We start from the raw sequence: 22,128 nt of genomic DNA, 5'->3' as shown, positions 1-22,128 counted from the left end.
TTACATAAACTAATTTTAATTAAATTAATTATATAATTAACATATGTGATAAGAAAAAAGTGTTTAAGCTTCCAACCTATAAGTACGTGATAAGATCTACATTAATTTATTTATTATTCTTGATTGCAGAATTAAATTCATTTGCACAAAGTACAACACTTTTAAAATTATGGTACAATAAACCTGCTACAGATTGGATTGAAGCTTTACCAATTGGGAACGGACGTTTGGGTGCAATGATTTTTGGAAGACCTGATATAGAAAAAATTCAATTGAATGAAAATACAATTTGGGCTGGACAACCACATTGTAATGATAATCCCGATGCTAAAGATGCATTACCACTTGTAAGAAAACTTATTTTCGAGGGGAAATATAGAGAGGCTCAGGATCTGGTGAATCAAAAATTCATAAGTAAAAATTCACATGGAATGCCTTATCAAACAGCAGGAGAACTTTTAATTTCTTTTCCTGGACACGAAGTTTATACTGATTATTATCGCGAATTAAATCTCGAAACTGCAGTTGCAACAACCATTTATAATGTGAATGGAATAACTTATAAGCGAGAAGTATTTTCATCTTATCCAGATCAAATAATTATTTGTAGAATTACTGCGAGTAAAAGTAATAGCATTAATTTCAGTGCTGCATTTAGTTATCCTTCGCCTGTTGATATATCATCAGAAGATAATAATAGATTAATTATGTCCGGGGTTACAGGTGATTGTGATTCAATTAAAGGTGCAGTAAAGTTTCAGGTAATCCTTCAGGTTGTTGTGAATGGAGGTTCGATTTATGCAGAAGATAATAATTTAAGTGTTATAAATGCAGATACAGCAACTTTGTATATCTCAATTGCAACCAGTTTTAATAATTATAATGACATAAGTGGAAATGCTTCTGAAAAAGCAAAATCTTTTTTGCAAAATGCTTTTAGAAAAAATTATAAAGAAATTTTAAGAGATCATATTGCTGACTATCAGAAATATTTTAAAAGAGTTGATATTAATCTTGGAGTAACTGATGCAGTAAAGAATCCAACCGATATTCGTATAAAAGAATTTGCAAATACAGATGACCCTCAACTTGTAGCTCTCTATTTTCAGTTTGGTAGATATTTACTCATTTCATCATCGAGACCAGGTGGACAACCTGCAAATCTTCAAGGAATCTGGAATTATCAATTGTATCCACCATGGGATAGCAAGTATACAGTCAATATAAATACTGAAATGAATTACTGGCCATCTGAACCAGCAAATCTATCTGAAATGAATGAGCCATTAATTCAAATGATTCGTGAATTATCTATTACAGGAAAACATACTGCAAAAGTTATGTATGGAGCTAATGGCTGGGTACTTCATCATAATACAGATATATGGAGAATTACTGGACCTGTAGATGGAGCTTTCTGGGGAATGTGGCCAATGGGGAGTGCATGGTTATGTCAGCATCTCTGGGAAAAGTATGAATACAATGGTAATAAGGAATATTTGAAATCAGTCTATCCTGTAATGAAAAGTGCAGTTGAATTTTATCTTGATTTTTTAATCGAAGAACCTGAACATGGCTGGCTTGTTGTTTGTCCTTCAATATCACCAGAAAATGCTCCTTCAATTCATCCTAAAGTTTCTATTGCAGCTGGAACAACGATGGATAATCAATTACTATTCGATTTATTTACAAAAACAATTAGAGCTGCAGAAATTTTAAATGTAGATAAACAATTCAGAAAAAAAATAAAAAATATACTCGATCGTTTACCACCAATGCAAATTGGTAGCTGGGGACAATTACAGGAATGGATGCAAGACTGGGATAATCCCGGTGACAAACATCGTCATGTTTCACATTTATATGGACTTTTTCCATCAAATCAAATTTCACCTTATAGTACACCTGAACTTTTTTCTGCTGCTAAGACTTCTTTGATTGCAAGAGGCGATGAATCAACAGGCTGGTCAATGGGCTGGAAAATTAATCTATGGGCACGACTTCTTGATGGTAATCATGCTTTTAAATTAATCAAAGATCAATTATCCCCAGCTATTCTACCTGATGGAAAACATAAAGGTGGTACATACCCAAATATGTTTGATTCTCATCCACCATTTCAAATTGATGGGAATTTTGGATTTACATCTGGTGTAATTGAAATGCTTGTGCAATCTCATGATGGATTTGTTTTTCTTTTGCCTGCTCTACCAGATAACTGGAATGACGGCTTCATTAAAGGTATTCGTTTACGTGGAGGTTTTGAAATTGAATTGATGGAATGGAAGAATGGTGAATTATCCAGATTGATATTAAAATCAAATTTTGGAGGGAATTGCAGAATTCGTTCTTATTCAAAATTAAAAGCTGAAGGAAAAATTCTACATAAAGCAACTGGCGAAAATAAAAATCCATTTTACTTTACTCCGCAGGTAAAACAACCATTAATTTCAAATCAAGCTGAAATTAAAAACATAAGTTTGAAAAATACATTTGTCTACGATATTGAAACTAAACCAGGTGAAAAAATTATAGTCGTTAATGATAATAACTGAAATCTCATTTATTAAATAAAAATATTACATGTTTTGAAGATAATTTTTTAGATAACCTGGAATAATTGTAAAAAATTTGTAATCAAAAAATGTTTGAGTTGAATATGAAAAAATATTTTTACTCCATAGTTATCAACATAGTAAGATTTATTGTTCTACTTTTTTTCTTTATAGTTAATGCTGAATTATTTGGCAAATTAGATGATGCAGAAAAAGAGAACAAAGTAAGACAAAGAATTTTAATTAATGAGGGATGGCGATTTTTTAGATATTCATCTTTAGAACAAGCCGATAGTCTTATTTATGATATTCGTCCAGAAGTAAATGATAAAAGAGACGATAAACCAGCAGATGCAATGCCTACTGAAGCAGTAAGAATTAAATCGAACAAAAAAATATTGAAACCATGGATTCTTCCAACCGGCAACGATTTTATTAAAGATTCTTCAAAGAGATTTATTAGACCGGAAGGAAATCCCGGAAAAGATTTTCCTTTTACGCAATTAAATTTTGATGATGACTCTTGGGAAGTTGTTAATCTACCGCACGATTGGGCAATTAAAGGTCCTTTTCTTCAAGGATGGGATTCTGAAATTGGAGGAAGCATGGGGCGTCTTCCAGTTCATGGAGTTGCCTGGTATCGTAAAAAAATTTTTATTCCAGTATCTGATAGTGGTAAAACAATTTATCTTGATATAGATGGAGCTATGTCTTATGCAATGGTCTGGATTAATGGGAACCTTGCAGGAGGATGGCCATATGGATATGCATCATGGAGATTAAATATTACACCTTACATAAATTTTGGAAAAGATAATCAAATAGCAATTAGACTTGATAACCCACCAAATTCATCACGATGGTATCCAGGTGCTGGAATTTATAGAAATGTGTGGCTCGTTAAAGTAAATCCTGTTCATGTTGCACAATGGGGAACATATGTAATAACAAATCACATCTCTAAAGACAAAGCAGATATTAATTTAGAAATAACAGTAAAGAATAATTCAATTAGCGAGTATTCAATAAAAATCAAAACAGAAATATTTAATCTAGATGAACATTATAATAAATCTTCAAACCCTGTTGCTACATCTTTACCTGTAGATGTCGTAATTAAACAAAATAGTACAATAAAAATTAATAACTTAGTTGAAGTAAAAAATCCAAAGCTCTGGGGTCCTCCACCCAATCAAATTCCAAATCTTTATGTTGCTTTAACAAGCATCTGGCACAATAATAAATTACTCGATCAATATGAAACACGTTTTGGTATTCGTTCATTAAAGTTTGATCCTGATTCTGGAATTTTTGTAAATGGCGAAAGAATTAAAATTAAAGGAGCAAACTTACATCACGATTTAGGTCCACTTGGTGCAGCTTTTAATATTCATGCAGCAGAGCGTCAACTAAAAATGTTACGAGAAATGGGATGTAATGCAATACGAACTGCTCATAATCCACCAGCACCTGAATTTCTTGAATTGACAGATAAAATGGGCTTTCTTGTTATGGATGAAATTTTTGATGTATGGGAAAGAAAAAAAACACCACTCGATTTTCATCTAATTTTCCCTGATTGGTATGAACAGGATTTACGAGCATTTATTCGAAGAGATCGAAATTGTCCATCTGTAATTATCTGGAGTTTTGGTAATGAAGTCGGTGAACAATATACTGGTGAAGAAGGTGCTGCAATAGCAAGAAAATTAAATGATATTATTAAAGAAGAAGATCCAACAAGACCAACTACTACTGCAATGAATTATGCCAAACCTGATATGCCTTTGCCTGAAGTTGTAGATTTGATTAGCTTAAATTATCAGGGAGAAGGAATAAGAATTGACCCACCTTATAAAGATTTAAAAGGCATAGTTACTCCTCCATTATATTTAGAATTCCACAAAAAATTTCCAGATAAAGTAGTATTAAGCAGTGAAAATGCTGCTGCTTTAAGTACACGTGGTGAATATCTTTTTCCTGTTACAAATTTTATTAGTGCACCAGTAAAAGAAGGAGATGGTGGTGATTCTAAGAATATGTTTGTAAGTTCTTACGAATTATATACAGCAGATTTTGGTTCTTCTGCCGATAAAGTATTTGCTGCACTGGATAAAAATCCTTTTGTTGCAGGTGGCTTTGTATGGAGTGGCTGGGATTATCTCGGTGAGCCAACACCTTATTATTTAGCAAGAAGTTCATATTTCGGTGTGATTGATCTTGCTGGATTTAAGAAAGATAGATTTTATCTTTATCAATCTTACTGGCGTCCGGATCTGCCTATCGTTCATATTCTTCCACACTGGAACTGGAAAGATCGAATTGGTAAAATTACTCCAGTTCATGTTTTTACTTCGGGTGACGAAGCAGAATTATTTCTAAATGGTAAATCACTGGGTAGAAAGAAAAAAGGAGAATTTCAATATCGATTAAGATGGGATGATGTAATATATGAACCAGGCGAATTAAAAGTTATTGCATATAAAAATGGAAAAAAATGGGCTGAGAACTCTGTTCGAACAATTGATAAGCCAACTCAATTGTTAATGGAAACAGATAATAAAACAATTAAAGCAGATGGAATTGATCTTGCCTTTATTACTGTGAAAATAACTGATGACAAAGGAAATGTTTTTCCAACTGCAAAGAACTTAATTAAATTCACAATTGAAGGACCTGGAGAAATTGTAGCAACAGATAATGGTAATCCTGCTGACTTTACACCATTCCCATCAAAAGAAAGAAATGCTTTTAATGGATACTGTCTTGTAATTGTGCGAGGGAAAAAAGGTGAAGATGGTGAAATTCATATTAAAGCAGAATCTGAAGATCTAAGAAGTACAATTCTAACAATAAAAAGTATGATGTGAATTAAATGGGGGGCAATTAATTATGATTAAGCTTATTAAAGTAAATTTATATTTTTTTATTTTCCTGATGTTATCAACAGAAACTTTTTCTCAAATAAATATTACTAAAGCACCAGATGGTTTTGATAGTTTTAATGAAAATATACTGCATGGAAGAATTGATACAATTATTTATTTTTCAAAGACAGTTGACACAACTCGTAAAGCTTTAATTTATTTTCCACCCAATTATTCTGTAAATAAAAAATATCCTGTTTTATATTTACTTCATGGTATTGGGGGCGATGAAACAGAATGGCTTAAAGGTGGTAGTCCACAAAATATCTTAGATAATCTCTATGCTGAAAATAAAATTGTTCCTATGATTGTAGTAATGCCTAATGGTAGAGCAATGAAAAACGATAGGGCTATTGGGAATATTTTTGACAGTACTAAGATTCAAGCTTTTGCAAATTTTGAAAAAGATTTTTTAAATGATCTAATTCCATTTATAGAAAAAATATATCCAGTTTACACCGATCGTGAACATAGAGCTGTTGCAGGTCTTTCTATGGGAGGTGGACAGGCATTAAATTTTGGGTTAGGTCATCTCGATAAATTTGCATGGATAGGAGGATTTTCACCTGCACCGAATACAAAAAAGCCTGAAGAATTAATTCCCAATCCTGAAGAAGCAAGGAAGAATTTAAAGTTACTCTGGATTTCCTGTGGGGATAAAGATAATCTTATTTTTATCAGTCGCCGCACACATGAATATTTAGATAAAAACAACATTAAACATATTTATTACATTGAGCAGGGTGGACACGATTTTAATGTATGGAAAAATGACTTATACAATTTTACTCAATTTTTATTCAAATGAAATTTTGAGGTATAATTATGAATAATATTACAACACTGGTATTTTTATTTTTTATTTCATTATCAATAAATGCGCAAAAATATCTTTTTCAAAATCCAGATCTTGGTTTTGAAGAAAGAGCTAAAGATTTAATATCACGACTTACACTTGATGAAAAAGCATTATTGTTATGTGATCAATCTGAAGCGATTCCCCGTCTTGGTATTAAAAAATTCAACTGGTGGAGTGAAGCATTACATGGACTGGCAAATAATGATAGTGTGACAGTCTTTCCACAACCAATTGGAATGGCAGCTTCGTTTAATGATGAACTTGTTTATAAAATTTTTAATGCTGTTTCTGATGAAGTCCGTGCTAAATATCATGAACATTTAAGACGCGGTGGTGAAAATAAACGCTTTTTAAGTTTATCAGTCTGGACTCCAAATATTAACATATTCAGAGATCCTCGATGGGGACGTGGACAGGAGACTTATGGTGAAGATCCATATTTAATGACTCGAATGGGAGTAGCAGTTGTAAAAGGTTTACAAGGTCCAGATACATCAAAGTATCGTAAATTATATGCTTGTGCAAAACATTTTGCTGTTCATTCTGGACCCGAATGGAAAAGACATGAAATTAATATTAATGATGTTGACCCGCGTGATCTATATGAAACATATCTTCCAGCTTTTAAAGCTCTGGTTAAAGATGCAAATGTACGAGAAGTTATGTGTGCATATCATAGATTGGATGATGAACCATGCTGTGGTAATACAAGATTACTCGAACGTATATTACGTGATGAATGGGGATTTAAATATATAGTTGTTTCCGATTGCGGAGCAATTGCAGATTTTTACACTAACCACAAAGTTTCTTCTGATGCACTCCACGCTGCATCAAAAGCTATAATCTCTGGTACAGATCTCGAATGTTACTGGAATAATTATACTTATAAAAATTTACCACTTGCAGTCAAAAGAAACTTAATAAAAGAAGAAGATATTGATAAAAGCTTAATGAGAGTTTTAATGGGTCGTTTTGAACTTGGAGAAATGGACCCCGATTCAATTGTTCCGTGGTCTAAAATTCCAGTTTCAATTGTTAATAATAAAGAGCATCGTGAACTTGCATTAGAAATGGCAAGACAATCTATAGTCTTATTGCAAAACAAAAATAATATTCTTCCATTAAATAAATCATCAATTAAAAAGATTGCTGTTATTGGTCCTAATGCAATTGATTCAGTTATGCAATGGGGAAATTATAATGGTAAACCTATTAAAACAATTACAACTTTAGAAGGAATTATTTCTAAATTATCACCAGATAAAGTTTTTTATGATAAAGGTTGTGATCTTGTAGAAGATAAAGTTACAAAAAGCTACATTCAGCAATGCGAGTTTGAAAGTCAAAAAGGATTCAAAGCTACTTACTGGAATACCAGAGATTTTTCTGGTGATATTGTTGCAGTACAATATATTTCTCATCCAATAAAACTTACAACTGCCGGTTTACATGAATTTGCACCTGGAGTAAAACTGGAAGGTTTTTCTGCAAAATATCAAACAGAGTTTGTTGCATCAAAAAATGAAGAAATTGTATTTAAGTGTGGTGCAACCGGATTTTTTGAATTGTTGGTCAATGGTGAATCTCTAATTAAATATGAAAATTGGAGAACACTTCCTTCCAGAATTCCATTCAAAGTAGAAGCAGGAAAAAAATATTTTATTGAAATTCGATATGCTCAGTTATACAACTGGCAAGCTAATATTGAGTTTGATTTTGGTAGCGAAGTTGATATCGATTATTCTGATTTAATCAAAAAATTGAAAGACATAGATTTAGTTGTATTTGTAGGTGGACTTTCTGGTAGACTTGAAGGCGAAGAAATGCCTGTGTCTTATCCAGGATTTAAAGGTGGAGATAGAACAAACATTGAACTCCCATCTGTACAAAGGAATTTATTAAAAGCATTAAAACAGGCAGGTAAGAAAATTATTTTTGTTAATTGTTCTGGCTCAGCTATTGCATTAACTCCCGAAACTGAAACTTGTGATGCAATTATTCAAGCCTGGTATCCTGGAGAATCAGGTGGCTTGGCTATTGCTGATGTAATATTTGGTGATTATAATCCTTCTGGCAAGTTACCAGTTACATTTTATAAAAGCTCTGATCAATTACCAGATTTTGAGAATTATTCGATGAAAGGAAGAACTTATCGATATTTTAATGATGCACTATTTCCTTTTGGATATGGCTTAAGCTATACAACTTTTAAAATAGGTGAAGCAAAAGTTGATAAAACAGAAATAAATGCAAATGAACAGCTGAATATTTCCATCCCTGTTACTAATATGGGTAAATATAAAGGTGCTGAAGTTTTGCAGATATATGTTAAAAAAGTAAATGACCATGATGGACCCATAAAAACACTGCGTGATTTTAAAAGGATTGAACTTGAAGCAGGCAAATCAACTGTAGTACAATTTACTCTTAATAGTAATGCATTTGAATTTTATGATTGGAATAGTGGTAAAATGATGATAACCAGTGGGGATTATGAAATTTTTTATGGAAATAGTTCCAGAAAAGAAGATTTGAAAGCTCTAAGGATAAAAATTAATTAGGTTATTTAAGTTACTGATAACTAATGTAATTAATCTTTATGGGAATTTTATTTTTTGGAGAGAAACTTTTAATTAAAGATGATTTTTACTTTGATTAAATTACAAAGAGTTCATTAAAAAAAATTTTTATGAAAAGAATAATATTGCTACTTGAAACATCAAGAGCATTTGGTAGACAATTAATTATCGGGATTATTCGTTACTCAAAACTTTATGGTCCTTGGATTTTTTATAAAGAGCCGATTGATTTAAAATCTTCAATTCCACATTTAACTAACTGGAAGCCTGATGGCATAATAATGCGAGATTCACTTATAACAAATGAATTACTGAAACTAAAAAAGCCAACAATACTTGCAATTCACGATTCAAGATATCCAAAGAATTTGCCAGTAATTAAAACTGATTCCTGTGCAATTGCAAAAATGGCAAGCGAACATTTTTTAGAAAAAGGATTAAAGAATTTTGCTTTCTGTGGATTTGATGATTATGATTGGTCAGAAGGACGAAAATATTATTTTAATAAATTTATAAACGAAGCGGGATATTGTGTTTATAATTATGCCCAGCCATTAATTAAATTAAAAAGTTACTGGAAAGGAGAACAACAACATTTAATCAGGTGGATTAAATCTTTGCCAAAACCAATAGGAATATTTGCTTGTAATGATGATCGAGGTCAACATATACTTGAAGCATGTAAATTAATAAATCTTAAAGTCCCCGATGATGTTGCAGTAATTGGAGTTGATAACGATCCAATGGTATGCGAGTTAAGTGATCCACCACTTACAAGTATAGCTTTGGATGTAGAAGCTGCAGGTTTCGAAGCAGCTAAATTAATGGATTATATGATTGAAAAGAAAATTCGAAGTAATGAACAAATTCTGGTTTCACCAACACACATAGTTCAAAGACAATCTTCCGATATTCTTGCAATTGAAGATAAAGAAGTTGAAAAAGCATTGAGATATATAAAAGAAAATATTAAAGAAAAAATTCTTATAGACGATGTTGTAAAAGCAACGTGTTTAAGCAGAAGAACTCTTGAAAGAAGATTTAAGAAAGCAGTATGTCGAACAATTTATAACCAGATTCAGCATGAAAGAATAGAACTACTGGCAAAGCTTCTTATCGAAACAGACCTGTCAATTTCTGAAATTACTTCCCAGTTTAATTTTACTGATGCAGAACATATCTCAAGATATTTTAAGAGAGAAAAAGGAATTGGACTGAGAGAATTTCGTAAGCTACACAAACCTAATTAATCTTTGTCGATTTCTGGTTAATTTTTGTCTGATAGTGGCTAATCTTATACTTTCATAATTATTACATTAAATTGCTCTCATCAATAGAAAATTGAGTGATTCTTTAAGAGTATTTCCAGTTATGGTTAATTACAATTTCAGTAATGAAATAATAATTGCGCCAAAATGTTAGAAGATATATAGGAGATTTTCAAATGAGAAGGATATTTATAATATTGATTGTATTTGCGAGTAGTTTTTATAGTCAATCTATATCATTTAAGACTTATATGAACCCGATTATACCTGGTGATCATCCTGATCCAACATTAACAAAAGTTGGTAAGTATTTTTATACTTCGGGTTCTTCTTTTAATCCTACACCAAAAATCTACAGGTCAACAGATCTTGTTCACTGGGAAGTAATTGCACAACCTGTATCAGCCTCATGGTCGGGGTATGGAGATAGCCCTGGTGGAGGAATCTGGGGTGGTCATATGGTTTATTATAAAGGAAAATATTGGCATTTCTTTGGAAGAGGTGGGGGTAGCATGTACTTTGTTACTGCAGATAACCCTGAAGGACCCTGGAGTTCACCAACTCAAATGAGAGTGCCATCAAATATGCCTTCAGGATTAGGAGTTGATAATTCAATTTTTATTGACGAAGATACTGGCAAATGGTATTTGCTTACAAAAGCTGGTCAACCTAATAATCATATTGTTGAATTGGGAGATGATGGACAACCAACAGGAAAAGTTCTTGATTTAACCTGGTTAAATCCTCAACCTTATCCATTTGGTTGGGCTGAGGGACCTGTTATGTGGAAATATAAAGGTTTTTACTATTATAGTTTTGCTCAGCATCTTGCTGGTGCTCAGTATGTAATGAGAAGTGATACATTAACAGATGATAAATCTAAATGGACTATAATAAGTAGTAATATTTTTAATGGAACAAGATATTTTTATAATACACCAAATCATATTTCACCAGCTGTTATGCTTAATGATAGTACAAGCTGGGTAATTGCACATAGTTATCATGGAAATTCTCTTTGGTATGCACAGGGGAGACAGGGTTTGCTCTGTCAGGTTAAATATAATGAACAAGGTTTTCCATATATTCAATATCCATCTAATGATGGAGTTCCAGCACCAAATTTGCCAAGTAGTGGAATACCATGGACAGTTCCTAAATCAGATTTTTTTGAATCAAGCAAATTAAATCCTGAATGGTCATTTTTGGGTTATACATCTAATGCTACTTATTCTCTTACAGAACGACCAGGCTGGCTTAGATTATCTCCCAAAACCAGTACTAAACCTAATACTCTTATTAAAAACGATGGTGAACATAATTATTCTTTAATTACAAAATTAGATTTTAATCCTGAATCAGTAAACCACGAAGCTGGATTGTGGATTATTAATGGTCCTCAAACTCTTACTGTTAAAGTATACAGTACTGTGAATAGCAGTGGTAAAAAAGTTTTTGCTTTTAGTTTTGATAAAACCTATTACGAAGTTGAAAATACAATTGGAAATATTGTATGGCTAAAATTAATTCGTGATGAACATTTGATGTCTGGTTATTACAGTGCTGATGGATGTAAATGGTATCAAATCGGTCAAACTATTGATGCATCGGCTATTGATAAAGAACAAACTCAATTCAATAATTTTACTGGAAATCGTCAGGGAATTTACGTAAAAGGTAAATTAGCTTATTTTGATCTTTATATTTATCGAGATGCATACACAAAAATAACAGCACAAAATCCAGCTAATAAACTAGGAGTTAGTCCAGCAGGAAATTATTTAGAAAGTATTAATAATAATGACTGGGCTATGTATGCAGGTGTTGAGTTTGGGCATGATGATTATAAAAACATTCCTGATTCTATTGAAATCTCTGCATCGAGTAATACAACAGGTGGAATTGTTGAAGTCTGGCTCGATTCAATTGATACAGGTAGAAAAATTTCAGAATGCAAAATTGAAAATACAGGAGGATGGACTAAATACAATATTTTCAAAGCGGCAGTTGTTGATTCGGTAACTGGAAGTCACGATGTTTATTTTAGATTTATTGGTACAGGTACTGATCAGCTTTTCCGTATAAATTGGTTTAGATTTATTAGTAAGATTGATACTCTAACTTCTATCAAAGATACTTATGGTGAATTAAATTATCAAAAAACTTATCAACTTTATCAGAATTATCCTAATCCATTTAATAGTACTACGAGAATTAGTTTTTCAATTTCAGAAGATTCATTTGTTTCATTAAAAATTTACGATTTACTCGGGCGAGAAGTTGTAACTCTTATCTCTGATAAATTATTAGCTGGTAATCACATTCTAAATTGGGAAGTTAATAATCTGACGAGCGGAATTTATTTATGTCAATTGAAAGCAGGAAATTTTATTGATACAAAAAAGCTTGTGTTGTTAAAATGAAGATTTTCATAATAGAATTATTATAAAATAAATTTAATCTGATTATTTATTGCAATAGGAGAAAAAATACTTTGATAAAAAAATTAATAATATTTTACTGCTTATTACAATTAATAAATCTTAATGCACAAAAGCTACACAGCGATAACGGTGATGGTACTTATACTAATCCTGTTATTTATTCTGATTTTCCAGATCCTGATGTTATAAGAGTCGATTCTGTTTATTATATGGTATCAACAACTATGTTTATTTTCCCTGGTGTTACTATTCTTAAATCATATGATCTTGTTAACTGGGAATATTGTACTAATGCAATTGAAAGATTTGATTTCAGTCCTTGCTATAATCTTGAAGGATGTAATCGTTATTCGAGAGGTCAGTGGGCAACAAGTTTTAGATATCATAAAGGGAAATATTATTTATTATTTATGACACTTGATGAAGGTGGATTTCTTTGTACTGCTGAAAAACCAGAAGGTCCCTGGCATATTAAAAAATTATCAAGAGGATTTTATGATCCTGGATTATTTTTTGATGACGATGGTAAAATTTATGTTGCTCATGGTTATAATAAAATTTATATAACTGAACTTGATACTAATTTTAATGCGATTAGTGAAGATGTTTTAGTTTATACTGGCGATATACGTCCAGGTCTCGAAGGAACTCATGTTTATAAAATTAATGGTTATTATTATTTGTACTGTACTTATGGTGGACCTGATGGTTTTCAGGTTGCTTTCCGGTCAAAAAATATTTATGGACCTTATGAACAAAAAGTTGTTATAAGGGATGATTCATATTTGGGAACAGGTTTACATCAAGGTGCTTTAATACAAACTCAAACTGGTGAATGGTGGACAATAATATTTCAAGATGGAGGAGCATTTGGCCGATTTCCTTCTTTGCAACCAGTTACCTGGGTTGATGATTGGCCTATGGTTGGAATTGATGGGAAAGGAGTAATTACATATAGAAAGCCGAATGTTGGCAAACAATATCCGATTAAAATATTACCAACATCTGATGAATTCGATAGTACAAAATTAGGATTACAATGGGGCTGGAATCACAATCCTGTGCCTGATAAATGGTCTCTTACTGAAAATCCAGGTAATCTGAGATTAAGAACAGTAAAGGTGGTTTCTAACTTACGTGAAGCACGTAACACTTTGACACAAAGAATTTTTGCTTACTATTCAAAGTCTTTTGCAACTACAGCAACAATTAAAATGAATATTGATAGTATGAAAATTGGTGATGTTGCTGGACTTGCTGTTTTTCAAGATCCATATGCATTCATTGCCGTTAAAGCCATTAATAATAAAAAGTATGTTGTAATGGTAAATAATGGTGTCCAAATGGATTCTGTAGAAATAAATTCATCTGTAGTTTATTTTAGAGCAATGGCAGAGTATGGTACAGGTCGTGCTTATTTTGCTTATAGTACAGATAATGCTTTGTTTCTAAAAATTGGAAATAATTTAAATATGCAGTTTAATCTCTCAGTTTTTACTGGAAATAAATTTTGTATTTTTAATTATCCTACAAAAACTCTTGGTGGATTTGTTGATATAGATTGGTTCAGAATAAATGTATTACCAATAAGTGACATGAATTAAAATCAAAATCATTTTTAATGTATGATGTATGTTAGAATAAACTATGCTTTGCTCTTTAGTTATTCCACCAAAATGAGATTTAAAATTTTTTCTTAACTCTTTCTAAGTTTATTTAATTGAAGCAGGGCCCAATATTATTTATTAACTTCATTAAGAATTTTTCTTTTTATCAATATTTTCTGTTATAATTTTATAAATAAATAATGCGATTGCAGCGGTTAAACCAATTGCAAGAAAATAATACCAGATAACATGAGCATTTGAATAATAAGCTGCTTTTTGAACTTCAGTTAATCCAGCAGGTAATGTATTGGGGTCTGGACAGTAACTATCGAGTAAAAAGCCAGACATAATAAATCCAGTTAAAGCCGAAAAGAATGAATGGAGATGACTGAATCCCAGATAAAGTCCTTCTTCTCCTTTTGGTGCCTGTAATGAAAAATATTCTAAATATCTTGGAGATATAAAACACTCTGCAAGTCCTTGAATTCCAATTCCGATAATCATCATAATAGTTAGTGGATGCATTGCAAACCATCCCATAATTGAAACTGAAGGACCGGTTAAAGATTCGAGAGCTTGACTTCCTGCCATAGCTAAAGCAGAGAAAGGCATTAATATCATTCCAATTAACATCGATGTTATAGCTTTTTTGTTTTTCATAAGTTGTGTTATAAGAACAACAAAGATGACCACTACAGCAGGATTTACATTTGCAAGCCATTCGGGTTTTGCTTCTTCTCCAAGAAGACGAATAACATACTTGGGCATTGTTGCATAAAGTTGATGTTGAATTATCCAGAAACCTGTTACAATTAATATTAAAATGATTAATCGTGGAGTAGAAAAAATTTTTATAAGTGATTTCCAGATATCATCAAAAGATTTTTGTTGATAGTTTTTATCAATATCTTTGAAAAAGAGAAGAGCAAATAATAAAGCGATAAACGACATTGCAGCAGAAAAAAAGTTTACATACTCCAGTCCAATACCTTGACGAATATAAGGCACAAATGTTTTTCCACTGAATGCACCAATATTTACGATCCAGTAAAAAAGAGAATATCCCCTTGCACGATTATCTTCGTTTGTTGTTTTGGCAACAGTTCCAGTAATTAATGGTTTTATAAAAGAACCACCAACTAAAACAATGAATAAAAAAATTATTACAAGAATTTTTGTATGAAATAAACCAAGCAAAAAATATCCAATTGTTAATAAAGAGAATGCAAGTAGAAGTCCATTTTTAAATCCAATTTTATCTGAAATTGCTCCTACAAAAGGTGGAGCGAAGTATAATCCAGCAAAGAAAATTCCAGCAACAATTCCAGTTTCTTTATCGTTGAAACCCACAATGTCTGTAAGATATAAAGTGAGAACTATGAAAAATCCATAATAAGCAGCACGCTCAAGAAGTTCCATTACATTAGCAATCCAGAATTCTTTGGGAAATTTCCAGCTTGTAGTATAAATTTTTGTTGTCATAAATTTATTCCGATCGATTTTTAATTGTGAGTTAATTACTAGTAAAAATCTGTTATTTAATTTTTGGGTATGTTTTTTCGTTGCTTAATTTATATCCAATATCAAATAACATTTGAACTTCTTCAACCATTCCACTTAAATCCCATTGAGAATTATATTCATCAGTAACTTTGTGATAATGATTTTTATTCCATTCTCTTGATAGTTTCTGAATATTTTTACCATCAACAGATTCAACTCCATGACGAATATAAATTGCAGGTATTCCTGCTTTAAAAAAATTATAATGATCGGAACGGAAATAACCGCCGCTTTCAGGATTGGGATCTGGTTTTACTATTTTGCCAAGTTTCTGTGCTTCCTCTTTAATGTAATTATCGAGTTCTGTTTGTCCATATCCTAAAATAGATATGTCTTTAGTACGACCAAAAATATTTAAGCCATCAAGATTGATAGCAGCAATAATTTTATTAAGCGGAATAATTGGATTTTTGACATAATACTCTGAACCAAGCAGTCCCTGTTCTTCTGCAGCAAGAGAAAGAATTGCAATTGATCTTTTAGGTTTGGGATTTAATTTTGAAAATGCTTCTGCAATCTGTAAAATACCAGCCACACCACTTGCATTATCTCTTGCACCGTTAAAAATATTATCACCTTTTAATGATTGATCGTAACCTAAGTGGTCCCAGTGAGCCATATAGAAAATATATTCATCAGATAATTCAGTACCAGGGAGAACTCCAAGTACATTTCTGGTTTTAATGTGTTCAATTTTATTTTTGATTGTAAAAGATGTTGTTAATCCTAAAGATTTTGCTTTGAAATTTCTGCTTGCAGCTTTTTTTAATTCATCATCTAAATTTAAGCCTGCCAGATTAAAAATTTGTTTTGCTTTTTCAAATGTAATCCAGCCTTCAAATTTGCAGCGTGAAAAGTTTTTATCTTTTTCTTCAATGAAATATTGAGGTCCTACTCTTCCATTCTTTACAACTTCCCAGGGATAACTTGCAGCATCTGTTTCGTGAATAATGAAAACTCCAGCAGCTCCCTGACGAGCAGCTTCTTCATATTTATATGTCCATCGACCATAGTATGTCATTGCTTTTCCATTAAACAAAGTAGTATCTTTTGTTGCAAAGCCCGGATCGTTAACCATTACGATTACTATCTTATCTTTCACATCAATATCTTTAAAATCATTCCAGTTATATTCAGGGGCATTAATTCCATAACCTGCAAATATTATTTCTGTTGGTTCTATTTTAATTTCTTCTGCTACTCTCCTTGTTATTGCTACAAAATCATCAGCATATTTAAGTTCCACTTTACCATTTCTACCCTGAATGTTTATTTTAGGATTGACTGATGGAGTTAATTCTACAAGATTAATTTCTTGTATAAATTTTTTCCCATCTGCAGGTTTTAATCCAATTTTCTTGTATTGTTCAATTAAATAATTTATTGTTTTTTCTTCACCTTCGTGACCGGGAGAGCGACCCAGAAATTCATCAGAAGCTAATACTTTGATATGATTTACAAGATTATTTTCGTTGATTAAATTTCTTGCATCTTCGAAATTATTTTGTGAACATGCAATAATGAAAAATAATAATGAAAGTATACTTTTGAGTTTCATAATATTTATCATCCATTTTATTTTTGTAAAAGTTAATATATGAGAACAGGTATAGATTTCAAAGGATTGTAATTATTTTTAATGACAATTAATTATTTGTGAATTATATTCGATAATAAAACAAAAAAGGTTTGATGATGAGAAAATTTCTTTATTATTCGGTTATATTAATTATTGCTTTATTAATAGAATCATGTGCGACTGTAATCAATACTACGACACAAAATATCGAAATAAAAACAAATCCATCAAATGCCAAAATTATTATTGATGGGAAAAAGTTTGGTACAACTCCACAATTAGTAAATCTTGAACGAGGTTCTAATCATGTTATTAAACTTGAACTTGAAGGATATGATACTTATGAAACTCAAATCACAAGAAAAATTTCTATCTGGTTCTGGGGAAACGCATTCAATGGATTTTTACCGGGAATGCTGATCGATATGTTCACAGGCTCAATGTATAATTTATTACCTGAAGCTATAAATGTTGAATTACAACAGCTCAAAACTGAACCAGCTAAGAAAAGATAATTAACTTTATTACAGACAGAATTTGTTCATTAAGTTAATAACTTGAAAATATTTTTCTATATTTATCATAAATTGAATCTTCAACTGGAATTGCTCCTTCAATCATACATATTTCTGTAGCGAATTCATTTGCTAATTTATTAATAGAATTAATATCCATATCTACTAAATAACCAATGCAAAGAATTGCAGCGAATGCATCTCCAGCTCCAACTGTATCAACAATATTTTTTGTTTCTGTTTTGTATTTGCTCATTGCTTTTTTATTATAAAGTATTGCACCATCACTTCCAAGTGTTATACTCAACAAATCGATATTAAATTTATTCGCTATTATTTCTATTGCAATATTATCATTAGTGTTTATATCAAGGATTTTTTTAATTTTTTCGAACTCTTGATAATTAATCTTTACAACATTACTTGCGGTAAGTGCTTCTAATATCATTTCTTCTGTAAAGAAATCATGACGTAAATTCAGATCGCAAAAATATTTTATATGTCTTCCCAAAAGTGATTTGATTGTTTTTCTTGATATTTCGCTGCGTTGAGAAAGTGTTCCGAAGTATAAAATATCTGTGTTGTGTTCTATTACTTCTAAAGCTTTTTCGTTTAATGTAAGATAATCATAGGAGCATTCAGAAGAAATTGTGAAATGAGGAATTTTATTTTCATCTAAATAAACTTGTACTGTGCCTGTAGGATGTTTTTCATCAACTATAATTAAATCTGTATTGAAACCTATCGAATTAAGATAATTCAATATTTCTTTTCCATTATCATCACTACCAACACTTGAAATAAAATTAGCTTTACCAAGAATTTTCCAGATGTGATAAATAAAATTAAAAGGTGCACCACCAAGACGTTTTTTATCTGGATAAATATCATATAAAATTTCTCCAATGGCGGTAACATTTAGCATCATGAAATTAAAATCTATGTTTTATTATGTTGAGTTTTTAACTAATTTAATTTAGTAAAATTACTTGTTTCTACAATGATTAAACTTTATACATCCAGTTTACGTGCAAAAATATTTTTAGGATTTACTGTAATCTTACTTATTATGTTTCTGGCTGCGATCTGGAGCATATATAATTTTTATAGACTGAATGAGTCTATAAATCTAACAATGCAAGAAAATTATTCGAGCATAATAGCTGCTGATAATATTGGCAAAGCTTTAGATGATCAACTGCATGGATTAACTTTAATGTACAACCAGAATTTTGAAGAAGGCGAAAAGTTATTCGAAAAAAGTAAAGAGGATTTTTTTTACTGGTATGATAAAGCACGTAAATCTGCCTATACACAAGAAGAAAAAAATATTCTTGATTCTTTAAATTATGAATACGATAACTTTCTTAAATATTTATATAACAATATAGATTATAAAATTTATATCAATAAAAAGGGAAAAGCTTTCAATATAGAATTTGTAACCATTGTTAATCAAATAAAGGATATAAAGAAAAAAAGTAATAAGATTCTGGAAATAAACCATCAGCTTCTAAATAAAGCAGTTGACAATACAAAAACAATTACACAAACAGCTACTTTTTTTATTGTTGTGATACTATTGGGGGCAATATTTATCAGCATTGTTTTTAGCACGAAATTCTCGAATTATGTTGTACGACCTTTAAACAAATTACGTAAATCTGTAGAACACATAAGCGAAGGAAATTTCAACGAGAAAATTGAAATTGATGAAAATAGTGATGAGATTAATAGTCTTGCAGAAGAATTTAATAAAATGAGCGAGAAACTTCAGAAGTATGAACAACTTAATCTAAGTAAAATATTGTTTGAAAAGAAAAAATCAGAATTAGTTATTGAAAGTATGAATGAACCAGTTTTAATGGTAGATGAAAATTTGAATGTACTTCTTACTAATAAATCATTTAATGAAATTTTTAAGGATGTATTAAATGACAAATCAAAATTAAATAAACTCTTGAATTTATCTGGTTTAGAGAATAAAGCAGAAAATCAGGATCAGGATATATATCATGATAAGGAAATTGTTGTAGTAAAAGACAAAGATGGTTCCCGTAAATATTTTAAAATGATTGAAGCTTCGCTTAACATTCCGGAAAAAGAAATGAAGGGAACTGTTTATGTATTTAATGATATTACAAAATATCAAGAACTTGATAAGATGAAATCTGAATTTGTTGCAAAAGTATCTCACGAACTTAAGACTCCTTTAACTTCAATGGGAATGGCAATTGGAATTATTGAAGATGGGGTTGCGGGAGAACTAACTGATAAACAAAAAGAACTTATAACTTCGATTAAAGAAGATTATGAAAGATTAAATAAATTGGTTTATGAAATTTTAGAACTAACAAAGCTCGAAGCAAATAGAAATAGAATAAAGTTTGAAAATTTTGAAGCAAGGAAATTATTAGAACATGTTTTTAAGAAATTTGAACCCATTGCTAAAGAAAAAAATATCGAACTTAAGGTTTCTGATTTTTCTGAAGGCGCTATGATTAAAGGAAGTTATGATCATATGATAAGTGCAATTGAAAATCTTATTTATAATTCAATAAAATTTACCCCTAATAATGGGAAAATTTCTGTAGAACAAAAAGTAGAGAATGGAAAAATAAACATAATAATATCTGATACTGGAATAGGAATTAGTCCTGAAAATCTTAAGAAAATTTTTGATAAATTCATTCAAATTGATGATATATCTCCCGGTAGTTTAGGCTTGGGATTATCGATAGCTAAAGAAATAATAGAAATACATGATGGAGAAATTAAAGCCTTCAGTCAATTAGGTAAAGGAAGCACTTTTCAAATAATAATACCGGCTGCATAAATGAATAAAGGAAGAATTTTAGTTATTGATGATGAACCGAATATACTTAAGATGATAGAACTTTCATTAAGTTCTGCAGGATACATACCAGAAGTATATCTGAATGCTGAAGACGGAATTAATAGAGCAAAAGAAGTCTTTTTTGATTTATCATTTGTTGACTTAAAGATGCAACCCATTAATGGCATTCAAGTTTTAGAAGCTCTAAAAAAAATTTCTCCCGATACAACAATAGTTCTTATGACAGCATATGGTTCAATCGAAACGGCTGTAGAAGCAATTAAAAAAGGTGCATACGATTATATTACAAAACCTTTTACCCATAAGGAATTTTTACATATTGTTGATAGAGTTTTTGAACATCATAAAATGTCCCGTAAAATTGAAGGTTTTAAAAGCTATTTGGAAGAAGATTATGAAAGCAATGAAATTATTACGAATACAGAGTCAGTTAAAGAAACATTAAAAATTGCACAGGAAGTTGCTGATAGCGATATACCTATTCTTATTGAAGGTGAAAGTGGAACAGGTAAAGAAATATTAGCTAAGTATATTCATTCTAAAAGTTCACGCAGATCAAATCCATTTGTTGCTGTTAATTGTTCTGCAATCCCAGAGAATCTTTTTGAAAGCGAAATGTTTGGTCATGTTAAGGGGGCTTTTACAAATGCATTGAAAGATAGAATAGGAAGAATAGAATTTGCAGATACAGGAACTTTATTTTTTGATGAAGTTGGAGATATACCAAAATTAATGCAGGTTAAATTGCTCAGGTTTCTTCAAAGTATGGAATATGAAAGAGTTGGTGAAAGTATAACACGTAAAGCCGATGTAAGAATTATTTCTGCAACAAATAAAAAAGTTGATGAAGAATTAAAATCGGGAAACTTAAGAGAAGATTTCTATTACCGTATTGCAGGAGTAAAATTATATTTACCCCCATTAAGAGAAAGAAAAGGGGATATTCCTCTTCTTCTTAACTATTTTTTGAAAAAATATTCAAAATCAAAAGAATATAAAATAAATAATGAGTTAATTGATTATCTGGTTGAATATGACTGGCCTGGTAACATTCGAGAGTTTGAAACTCTTGTTAAGAGACTTATAGTATTTGCTAAAGATAATGTTTTAAGGATAGAATACTTACCAGTAGAAATATTAAATTTTATACCTCAAAAGCAAAAAAAGGAAATTCTTACAATAGAAGAATTAGAAAAACAGCATATTAAGGATGTCTTAAAAATTGCTTCTAGTATGAAAGAAGCAGCTCAAATATTGGGAATTTCCGAGACAACCCTCTGGCGAAAAAAGAAATTATATAATCTCTAAGCCTTCATTTCAAATTGAAATTTCAGATCCTTTCAAAATGAAATCCTTTGTTAATTAATTTCAA

General features: G+C 30.9%; 12 protein-coding genes and 1 pseudogene. 10 read left to right on the top strand and 3 right to left on the bottom strand.

Annotation, left to right across the window (positions count from 1 at the left end; translation table 11 throughout):
* Positions 1-59: 59 nt before the first annotated feature.
* From VJY38_RS04345 to VJY38_RS04315, 7 genes and pseudogenes are all read left to right on the top strand, one after another.
* Positions 60-2,555 carry a glycoside hydrolase family 95 protein gene (locus tag VJY38_RS04345; RefSeq protein ID WP_353679443.1) on the top strand — a complete coding sequence of 832 codons (2,496 nt, stop codon included), beginning with the start codon at positions 60-62 and terminating at the stop codon, positions 2,553-2,555.
* A gap of 104 nt (positions 2,556-2,659) precedes the next feature.
* On the top strand, positions 2,660-5,425 hold the full coding sequence (gene galB / locus VJY38_RS04340) for a beta-galactosidase GalB (RefSeq protein ID WP_353679442.1): 2,766 nt from the start codon (positions 2,660-2,662) through the stop codon (positions 5,423-5,425).
* A gap of 67 nt (positions 5,426-5,492) precedes the next feature.
* A pseudogene (locus tag VJY38_RS04335) lies at positions 5,493-6,287 on the top strand (alpha/beta hydrolase); the annotation flags it as partial.
* Positions 6,288-6,307: 20 nt separating this feature from the next.
* A complete protein-coding gene (gene xyl3A, locus VJY38_RS04330) occupies positions 6,308-8,905 on the top strand; it encodes a xylan 1,4-beta-xylosidase (protein WP_353679441.1) in 2,598 nt (865 codons plus the stop codon).
* Between the two features lie 128 nt (positions 8,906-9,033).
* Entirely contained in the window at positions 9,034-10,173 is a 1,140-nt protein-coding gene (locus VJY38_RS04325; protein ID WP_353679440.1) for an AraC family transcriptional regulator, read from the top strand.
* A 194-nt stretch (positions 10,174-10,367) separates the two neighbouring features.
* On the top strand, positions 10,368-12,614 hold the full coding sequence (locus VJY38_RS04320) for a family 43 glycosylhydrolase (protein WP_353679439.1): 2,247 nt from the start codon (positions 10,368-10,370) through the stop codon (positions 12,612-12,614).
* Positions 12,615-12,685: 71 nt separating this feature from the next.
* Positions 12,686-14,239, top strand: a complete 1,554-nt coding sequence (locus tag VJY38_RS04315) for a glycoside hydrolase family 43 protein (RefSeq protein WP_353679438.1) — start codon at positions 12,686-12,688, stop codon at positions 14,237-14,239.
* A gap of 150 nt (positions 14,240-14,389) precedes the next feature.
* Here VJY38_RS04315 and VJY38_RS04310 read toward each other — a convergent pair whose 3' ends face one another.
* Both VJY38_RS04310 and VJY38_RS04305 read right to left on the bottom strand, forming a co-directional pair.
* Positions 14,390-15,724: an MFS transporter gene (locus tag VJY38_RS04310; protein WP_353679437.1), complete on the bottom strand. Its 1,335-nt coding sequence runs from the start codon at positions 15,722-15,724 to the stop codon at positions 14,390-14,392.
* Positions 15,725-15,776: 52 nt separating this feature from the next.
* Positions 15,777-17,363, bottom strand: a complete 1,587-nt coding sequence (locus VJY38_RS04305) for a M28 family metallopeptidase (protein WP_353679436.1) — start codon at positions 17,361-17,363, stop codon at positions 15,777-15,779.
* Positions 17,364-17,497: 134 nt separating this feature from the next.
* Between VJY38_RS04305 and VJY38_RS04300 the strand changes: the two genes are divergently transcribed.
* The gene (locus tag VJY38_RS04300) at positions 17,498-17,899 is read left to right on the top strand and encodes a PEGA domain-containing protein (protein ID WP_353679435.1); all 402 of its coding nucleotides are present in this window, start codon (positions 17,498-17,500) and stop codon (positions 17,897-17,899) included.
* 34 nt (positions 17,900-17,933) lie between these two features.
* On the opposite strand, the gene VJY38_RS04295 is transcribed toward VJY38_RS04300, so the two are convergent.
* On the bottom strand, positions 17,934-18,827 hold the full coding sequence (locus VJY38_RS04295; RefSeq protein WP_353679434.1) for a carbohydrate kinase family protein: 894 nt from the start codon (positions 18,825-18,827) through the stop codon (positions 17,934-17,936).
* A gap of 72 nt (positions 18,828-18,899) precedes the next feature.
* Between VJY38_RS04295 and VJY38_RS04290 the strand changes: the two genes are divergently transcribed.
* On the top strand, positions 18,900-20,735 hold the full coding sequence (locus VJY38_RS04290) for a HAMP domain-containing sensor histidine kinase (protein WP_353679433.1): 1,836 nt from the start codon (positions 18,900-18,902) through the stop codon (positions 20,733-20,735).
* Positions 20,736-22,064: a sigma-54-dependent transcriptional regulator gene (locus VJY38_RS04285; RefSeq protein WP_353679432.1), complete on the top strand. Its 1,329-nt coding sequence runs from the start codon at positions 20,736-20,738 to the stop codon at positions 22,062-22,064.
* Positions 22,065-22,128 lie beyond the last annotated feature (64 nt).

The sequence above is a fragment of the Rosettibacter firmus genome (assembly GCF_036860695.1).
Lineage (GTDB): Bacteria > Bacteroidota > Ignavibacteria > Ignavibacteriales > Melioribacteraceae > Rosettibacter > Rosettibacter firmus.
Note: the sequence above shows the minus strand (reverse complement) of the source record. Positions and strands in the feature narration are given on the sequence as shown.

Excerpts from the sequence above, each read along its gene's own strand:
- VJY38_RS04325 (WP_353679440.1), top strand. The coding sequence starts at position 9,034 with ATGAAAAGAATAATATTGCTACTTGAAACATCAAGAGCATTTGGTAGA.
- VJY38_RS04285 (WP_353679432.1), top strand. The coding sequence starts at position 20,736 with ATGAATAAAGGAAGAATTTTAGTTATTGATGATGAACCGAATATACTT.
- VJY38_RS04310 (WP_353679437.1), bottom strand. The coding sequence starts at position 15,724 with ATGACAACAAAAATTTATACTACAAGCTGGAAATTTCCCAAAGAATTC.
- VJY38_RS04295 (WP_353679434.1), bottom strand. The coding sequence starts at position 18,827 with ATGATGCTAAATGTTACCGCCATTGGAGAAATTTTATATGATATTTAT.
- VJY38_RS04300 (WP_353679435.1), top strand. The coding sequence starts at position 17,498 with ATGATGAGAAAATTTCTTTATTATTCGGTTATATTAATTATTGCTTTA.
- VJY38_RS04290 (WP_353679433.1), top strand. The coding sequence starts at position 18,900 with ATGATTAAACTTTATACATCCAGTTTACGTGCAAAAATATTTTTAGGA.
- galB (WP_353679442.1), top strand. The coding sequence starts at position 2,660 with ATGAAAAAATATTTTTACTCCATAGTTATCAACATAGTAAGATTTATT.
- VJY38_RS04320 (WP_353679439.1), top strand. The coding sequence starts at position 10,368 with ATGAGAAGGATATTTATAATATTGATTGTATTTGCGAGTAGTTTTTAT.
- VJY38_RS04305 (WP_353679436.1), bottom strand. The coding sequence starts at position 17,363 with ATGAAACTCAAAAGTATACTTTCATTATTATTTTTCATTATTGCATGT.
- xyl3A (WP_353679441.1), top strand. The coding sequence starts at position 6,308 with ATGAATAATATTACAACACTGGTATTTTTATTTTTTATTTCATTATCA.